General features: G+C 55.3%; 1 rRNA gene. It reads left to right on the top strand.

The features are described 5' to 3' along the window. Nucleotides 1-177 precede the first annotated feature (177 nt). A 16S ribosomal RNA gene (locus tag B8115_RS23150) occupies nucleotides 178-1,530 on the top strand; the annotation flags it as partial.

Raw genomic sequence — 1,530 nt, 5'->3', positions numbered from 1 at the left:
CCGCTCTTTAACAATCGATCAGGTAATTCATGTGGGCGCTTGTCGATGAGGTGGTGAGAAGTCACACCATTTCAAGGCAAGCGACTCGTCGAGACCTTCGGGTCTTTTGAGAAGCTTTGACCTTGAGCCAAGTTTGGTCCGCTTCCTTCGCAAGAAGGGTAAGGACTATATGATCTTAAACTGAAGAGTTTGATCATGGCTCAGATTGAACGCTGGCGGCAGGCCTAACACATGCAAGTCGAGCGGCAGCACGGGAAGCTTGCTTCCTGGTGGCGAGCGGCGGACGGGTGAGTAATGCATAGGAATCTGCCCGGTAGTGGGGGATAACCTGGGGAAACCCAGGCTAATACCGCATACGCCCTACGGGGGAAAGCAGGGGCTCTTCGGACCTTGCGCTATCGGATGAGCCTATGTCGGATTAGCTGGTTGGTGAGGTAATGGCTCACCAAGGCGACGATCCGTAGCTGGTCTGAGAGGATGATCAGCCACATCGGGACTGAGACACGGCCCGAACTCCTACGGGAGGCAGCAGTGGGGAATATTGGACAATGGGCGCAAGCCTGATCCAGCCATGCCGCGTGTGTGAAGAAGGCCCTCGGGTTGTAAAGCACTTTCAGTGGGGAAGAAAGCCTGGTGGTTAATACCCGTCAGGAAGGACATCACCCACAGAAGAAGCACCGGCTAACTCCGTGCCAGCAGCCGCGGTAATACGGAGGGTGCGAGCGTTAATCGGAATTACTGGGCGTAAAGCGCGCGTAGGTGGCTTGATAAGCCGGTTGTGAAAGCCCCGGGCTCAACCTGGGAACGGCATCCGGAACTGTCAGGCTAGAGTGCAGGAGAGGAAGGTAGAATTCCCGGTGTAGCGGTGAAATGCGTAGAGATCGGGAGGAATACCAGTGGCGAAGGCGGCCTTCTGGACTGACACTGACACTGAGGTGCGAAAGCGTGGGTAGCAAACAGGATTAGATACCCTGGTAGTCCACGCCGTAAACGATGTCGACTAGCCGTTGGGTCCTTCGCGGACTTTGTGGCGCAGTTAACGCGATAAGTCGACCGCCTGGGGAGTACGGCCGCAAGGTTAAAACTCAAATGAATTGACGGGGGCCCGCACAAGCGGTGGAGCATGTGGTTTAATTCGATGCAACGCGAAGAACCTTACCTACCCTTGACATCCTGCGAACCCTTCGGAGACGAAGGGGTGCCTTCGGGAACGCAGAGACAGGTGCTGCATGGCTGTCGTCAGCTCGTGTTGTGAAATGTTGGGTTAAGTCCCGTAACGAGCGCAACCCTTGTCCTTATTTGCCAGCGAGTAATGTCGGGAACTCTAAGGAGACTGCCGGTGACAAACCGGAGGAAGGTGGGGACGACGTCAAGTCATCATGGCCCTTACGGGTAGGGCTACACACGTGCTACAATGGTCGGTACAAAGGGTTGCGAACTTGCGAAAGTGAGCTAATCCCAGAAAGCTGATCTCAGTCCGGATCGGAGTCTGCAACTCGACTCCGTGAAGTCGGAATCGCTAGTAATCGT

It is taken from the genome of Halomonas sp. KM-1, assembly GCF_000246875.1.
Taxonomy (GTDB): domain Bacteria; phylum Pseudomonadota; class Gammaproteobacteria; order Pseudomonadales; family Halomonadaceae; genus Halomonas; species Halomonas aerodenitrificans.
The sequence above is the reverse complement of the archived record's forward strand: the minus strand, read 5'-3'. Positions and strand labels throughout refer to the sequence as shown.